5 protein-coding genes are annotated in these 5,706 nt (G+C 67.9%); 3 read left to right on the top strand and 2 right to left on the bottom strand.

Features of this window, described 5'->3' with window-relative positions:
- Together ACRDUX_RS37080 and ACRDUX_RS37075 are read left to right on the top strand one after the other, a co-directional pair.
- Window positions 1–1,487, top strand: a 1,487-nt coding sequence (locus tag ACRDUX_RS37080) for a cytochrome D1 domain-containing protein (protein ID WP_526421907.1), incomplete at its 5' end; no start/stop codon positions are given.
- 58 nt (window positions 1,488–1,545) lie between these two features.
- Window positions 1,546–2,646: an Rv3575c family transcriptional regulator gene (locus ACRDUX_RS37075; protein ID WP_526421905.1), complete on the top strand. Its 1,101-nt coding sequence runs from the start codon at window positions 1,546–1,548 to the stop codon at window positions 2,644–2,646.
- Here ACRDUX_RS37075 and otsB read toward each other — a convergent pair.
- Together otsB and kstR are read right to left on the bottom strand one after the other, a co-directional pair.
- A complete protein-coding gene (gene otsB / locus ACRDUX_RS37070) occupies window positions 2,643–3,419 on the bottom strand; it encodes a trehalose-phosphatase (RefSeq protein WP_526421903.1) in 777 nt (258 codons plus the stop codon). The two genes, ACRDUX_RS37075 and otsB, sit on opposite strands and share 4 nt — an antisense overlap.
- A gap of 3 nt (window positions 3,420–3,422) precedes the next feature.
- The gene (kstR, locus tag ACRDUX_RS37065) at window positions 3,423–4,028 is read right to left on the bottom strand and encodes a cholesterol catabolism transcriptional regulator KstR (RefSeq protein ID WP_526421901.1); all 606 of its coding nucleotides are present in this window, start codon (window positions 4,026–4,028) and stop codon (window positions 3,423–3,425) included.
- A 293-nt stretch (window positions 4,029–4,321) separates the two neighbouring features.
- Here kstR and ACRDUX_RS37060 point away from each other — a divergent pair.
- Window positions 4,322–5,706 (top strand): acyl-CoA dehydrogenase family protein (locus tag ACRDUX_RS37060; protein ID WP_526421899.1); only part of this gene is annotated, 1,385 nt, incomplete at its 3' end.

The raw sequence follows: 5,706 nt of genomic DNA, 5'->3' as shown, positions 1-5,706 counted from the left end.
GCCCCGGACACCCAGTCGTGCCACGGCCGAATCGGCTCGTCGTACACACGATCTCGGCCATCCCGGGCGTGCCCGAGATGCTCAGCGGGGGCGTCGGGTCCGCCGCGTCAGCTGCATCAGGTGTTTCAGCCGCGTCAGCCGCCTCCGCCGAAGGACACGCGGCGACCGATACCCCCCACGGCACCGAAACTTTGTCGGCCCGAAGGGATTCCGGTGTGGACACCGAGTCCCATCCGCCGCTGGTGTCGCTGCGCATCGTCACGAGCGTTCTGGCGGCGGTGTTGGCCCCATTCGCCGTGCCCGTCCCCAGCGGCCCTGTGCAGGAGCCCACCCTTTGGGCGATACTCGCCTGGGCGCGAAGGCAATCCGAGAGCGCTGAGGTGAACGAACGACCCGGTCTGGTGGCCGCTCCGCGGCAGACCGAGTTGGTGGGCACGGCATCTGAGGTAGCCACCGCGACAGTCGATCGGATCGACCAGGTGACGGGCTCGGCGGTCGCCTCTGACGGCACGAAGGCCGCCGTCAGCGCGCCCGTGACCCCCGCCGAGGCAGCCGTGACCGACACCATCGACGTGGGTGACGGACTCACCTACGGCATGGCCGTCGTCGGGGACCGGTTGTACGTCCTCAACAGCGCCGACGACCTGGGGGGCAATGGCTTCGTCAAGATGATCGACACCTCTACCAAGGCGGTCGTCGGATCCATCGAGGTCGGCAGCACGCCGTTCGCCCTTGCCGTCAGTGGCCACTCGCTCTACGTCGGCAACGCCGGTGACGGCACCGTGTCCGTCGTCGACGTCGCAACCAACACGGTCGTCGACCAAATCGACGTCGGTGCCACCCCGTTCGGCCTCGAGGTCAGCGGGGACCGTCTGTACGTGGCCGATCACGCTGGGACGGTGTCGGTGATCGACCTGAACGACAACACCGAACTCGCCAGGATCCCCATCGGGGGCGATCCGTTCGGCGTCGCCGCCACCGCCGACCGCGTCTATGTCACCAACTATGTGGGCGGCACGGTCGCGGTCTTCGACCAGGCCACCAACACCGCGGTCGACACGATCGAAGCGCCGGGCACCAATCTCATTGGTGTTACCGGGTATCCGTACTTCGCCGCCGTCGTCGGAGGCCGGCTGTACGTCGCCGACTCGGCCACCAACGCGCTCACCGTCATCGACAGGTCGGTGAACACCGTGGTGGACGTCGATCCCGTCACCCGTGCGATCGACGCGATCCCCGGCGGCGCAGCGCCGGTGGACTTCATCGTTCGCGGCGACCGGCTGTACGTGAGCAACGTCAACTGCGGCAGCGTCACCGTGATCGACGTGACCAGCAATCAGCCCGTCGAGACTATCGGCGTCGGCATCCAACCGGGGTTGATGACGGCCACGCCCGACGGCCGGACGATCTACGTCGCCGACGTCATGGACGGCACCGTGCGGGTGATCACCAGCGTGCATCCCGAGGTTTACGGCTTGGTCTCCTAGAGGCGGGCCCGCCGCGTTGGCACGGTGATACGCAGCGAATCCGCTAGCGTCATGAAACATGTCCAGAGGTCCTGCTCCGCGCCGGCGAGCTACCCTCGCGTCGCTGGCTGCAGAACTCAAGGTTTCGCGCACCACGATCTCCAACGCCTACAACCGGCCCGATCAACTCTCGGCCGATCTTCGCGAGCGCGTATTGGCCACTGCGAAGCGGTTGGGTTACGCGGGACCCGATCCGGTGGCCCGCTCACTGCGCACCCGCCGCGCCGGGGCCGTCGGCCTGATCCTCACCGAACCGCTCAACTATTCCTTCAGCGACCCCGCCGCCCTGGACTTCGTCGCCGGACTCGCCGAATCGTGTGAGGCGGCGGGACAGGGCTTGCTGCTCGTCGCCGCGGGGCCGAACCGGAGCGTGAGCGACGGAACCGCCGCAGTGTTGTCGGCAGGCGTCGACGGGTTCGTCGTCTACTCGGCGTCCGACGACGACCCGTACCTCCCGGTCGTCGCACAGCGCGCGCTGCCCATCGTGGTCGTCGACCAGCCGAAGGACGTGCCGGGCACGTCGCGGGTGAGCATCGACGACCGTGCGGCCATGCGAAGCGTTGCCGAGTACGTCATCGGGCTCGGGCACCGCGATCTCGGCGTGCTCACGATGAGGCTGGGACGCGACTGGCCCCATGCCGAGGCCAAACCTGCGGTCGCCGACCCCGAACGTGTGCAGACACCCCACTTCCACGTGCAGCGCGAGCGCATTCACGGTGTATACGACGCCATGAAGGCGGCTGGGCTGCAACCGGATTCGTTGACCGTGGTGGAGAGCTACGAGCACAGGCCGACGTCGGGTGGGGCGGCCGCGGAGGTTGCGCTCGAAGTCAACCCACGCATCACCGCGCTGCTGTGCACGTCCGACGTTCTTGCGGTCTCGGCGATGGATTACCTACGCGCACATGGTATCTACGTTCCCGGACAGATGACGGTGACCGGGTTCGACGGGATCCCCGACGCCCTGGCCCGCGGGTTGACGACGGTCAAGCAGCCCAGCATCGAGAAGGGACGACGCGCGGGATACCTGCTGCACAATCCGCCGCGGTCGGGCTTACCGGTGGTGGAAGTACTCGACACCGAGCTGGTCAGGGGGCGCACGTCCGGCCCTGCGGTCTAGCGCCGATCCAGCAGGTAGGCCAGCGCGGCGGCGACGTCCTCGGGTGAGCCGATTCGATAGTCCGCCAGCGTCTCTCCCGGCCCGACCTTCACGCCGACGTCCGCGTCGCGCATCCGGCGGAACGCCTTCTCGTCGGTGACGTCATCGCCGAAGAACACCACCGCCGTTGCCCCGGTCTGCTCGCGAAGGATGTCAACGGCCTCGCCCTTGTCGGTGGAGATGACGGCGAACTCGAGCACCGCCTTGCCCTCGGTGAGGTGCGCATCCCAGGCCTGCGAAGCTGCGCGAGCCTCGTCGAGCGCGGCGTCCCCGTCGGCGACCGAAGCATTTCGGACGTGCAGCGCCACACTGGCAGGCTTGGTCTCCACGGTGATCCCTGGCCGGTTCGCCGCGATGGAGTCGAGCGCGGTGGTGATCCTTCCCAGCAGCGCTTCATCGACCTCGTGTGCGAAACCGGTATCGAACTCCGCGCCATGGCTACCCACCAGGTGCACGCTCGGCGGGGCGCCCGACAGCTCGCGCAGGACGCTCAGTGCGCGACCGGAAATCAAGGCGACCGACGTCGACGGCAGCTCGGCTAGTGCCGTCATCGCGGCGGCGGCCGCGGGCAGCGGGCGCGCGTCGGCGGGGTGGTTCACGATGGGCGAGAGGGTTCCATCGAAGTCGGACGTGACGAGCAGGTGCCGAGTCGCCGCGACGGCATCGAGTGCCGCTGAGAGCTCTGCCGGTATGCCCACCGGAACATCCCCCGGGTCGCTCTCGCTCCTGCCCACCGGTCAGATCTTAGGGTGCTCGCCGTCGCCGATGAGCAGCCGGACGGCCAGGTCCAGTCGCTTGCTGACGTCCGTCGCCGAAGCCCGCCGGGTCAGCCACGCCAGGAGGTTGGACAGCCACACGTCGGAGATGACGCGCGCGATGTGGAACTGGTCCTCGGTGGGTTCGCCTTCGCTCATCGCGCGGGCGAACATGGAGTCCATCAGCTTGCCGACGTGATCTACCTCACCAGCGGCCGAGGCGTCCGCGAACACGAATGCGCGAGTCATGGCCTCGGTCAGTAGCGGGTTGCGCTGCATCGAGCGGTTGAGCTTGCCGACCATGATGTTCAGCCGTTGATACGGGGTGCCGCCGGCGAGGGAGGCGCGGTCGGTCTTGGCGTCGATGCGCTCGAACTCACGGCCAAGGGCGGACACCAACAGGTGCACCTTGGACGGGAAGTAGCGGTAGAGCGTGCCTACGGCCACGTCGGCGCGTTCGGCCACGGCACGCATCTGAACTGCCTCGTAGCCACCCTTTGAGGCGATGGCGAGGGTGGCGTCGAGAATGCGCTTGCGGCGTTCCCGCTGTGCTTCGGACCCGAGTTCGGACTCGGCGAGGACGGCCACGTTCATCACCTGGCGAGGGCCGGCGGTCGAATCAGACCCCGAACCCGAATTAGGGCCTGCCGGCTCCCTGGCTGACACTGAGGACCCAGACATGCGGCGGGCAGCTCCTTCTTCATACGCACAGAGTGAAAACGATACGCACGCAGTTCAGAAATTTCCCACCTCCGTGCCCCCGGGCAATCGACGTGTCCTGCTGTAATGGCAGTCGACTTGACGTTAGAACGCTGTCACCATTAGAACACGTTCTAGTGAGAAGCATGGCCTTCTCGCCCTAGGCTGAGGAGTAGCCGACGATGGCACGAGCAGGGGTGGTATCAGCCACCGTCAGCGAAGAACAGTTTGCCGCGCGAGATCTGGTGCGAGGGTGGGCGGCGTCCTCCGGCGCAATCGCCGCGGTGCGCGCCGTCGAGCAGGGTGAGCCCGACGCCTGGCGGGCGGCCTACGACGGCCTTGCGCAATTGGGCATCTTCGGGGTCGCCGTGCCCGAGGAGCTCGGCGGTGCCGGCGCAGGCGTCGAGGACCTCTGCGTGATGATCGACGAGGCGGCGGCCGCGCTGGTGCCAGGACCGGTTGCCACGACCGCGCTGGCAACTCTGCTGATCACCGACGAGAAGCTGCTCGACGGGCTCACGTCTGGACGGCGCACCGCGGGTGTCGCGCTCGGCTCGGACATCACCTTCGACGGGACCACCGCAACCGGTTCGGCGAAGTTCGTGCTGGGCGGGCTTGTCGACGGCGTTCTGGTGCTGCCTGCAGGTGAGGACTGGGTCTACGTCGACGCCTCCGCGGCGGGCGTCACCGTCGAGCGGCTTGAGGCCACCGATTTCTCCCGGCCGCTGGCCAGCGTCGAGCTGACGTCCGCTCCCGCCACCAGGATCGAACTGCCGTACCAACGCGTCGTCGACCTGACCGCCACCGTGCTGGCCGCCGAGGCAGCCGGGCTGGCCCGCTGGTTTCTGGACGTGGCGACCGAATACGCGAAGGTTCGCGAGCAGTTCGGCAAGCCGATCGGCAGCGTCCAGGCCGTAAAGCACATGTGTGCCGAAATGCTGTTGAGGTCCCAGCAGATCGCCGTCGCGGCCGCGGACGCGGCGGGCGCGGCCACCGACGCCGACGACGCCCAGCTGTCGATCGCCGTTGCCGTCGCCAGTGCGGTCGGCATCGACGCGGAGAAGCTCAATGCGCGGGACTGCATTCAGGTGCTCGGCGGCATCGGCATCACCTGGGAGCACGATGCGCATCTCTACATGCGACGCGCCTATGCCAATGCGCAGTTCCTCGGCGGCCGCCCAAAGTGGTTGCGCCGCACCGCTGGACTGACGCGCGACGGTCTGCGCCGTCAGCTGTTCGTCGACGTCGCCGATGCCGACGACATCCGACCCGAGGTGACGGCCGCGGTCGCCGACATCGCCGCCCTGCCAGAGGAGAAGCGCCAAGCCGCCCTCGCCGAGACGGGGCTCATGGCGCCGCACTGGCCAAAGCCGTACGGCCGCGCGGCATCACCGGCCGAGCAGCTGGTGATCGACCAGGAGCTGTCCGCAGGCGGAGTCGTCCGGCCCGACATCTCGATCGGCTGGTGGGCGGCGCCGACCATCCTCGAGCACGGCACGCCCGAGCAGATCGAGCGCTTCATTCCCGGCACGCTGACCGGTGAGGTCTACTGGTGCCAGCTCTTCAG

Source organism: Mycobacterium sp., from assembly GCF_050701675.1.
Taxonomy (GTDB): domain Bacteria; phylum Actinomycetota; class Actinomycetes; order Mycobacteriales; family Mycobacteriaceae; genus Mycobacterium.
The sequence above is the reverse complement of the archived record's forward strand: the minus strand, read 5'-3'. Positions and strand labels throughout refer to the sequence as shown.

Bases quoted from the DNA above. Each gene is read 5' to 3' on its own strand.
- ACRDUX_RS37075 (WP_526421905.1), top strand. From the start codon at position 1,546: ATGTCCAGAGGTCCTGCTCCGCGCCGGCGAGCTACCCTCGCGTCGCTG.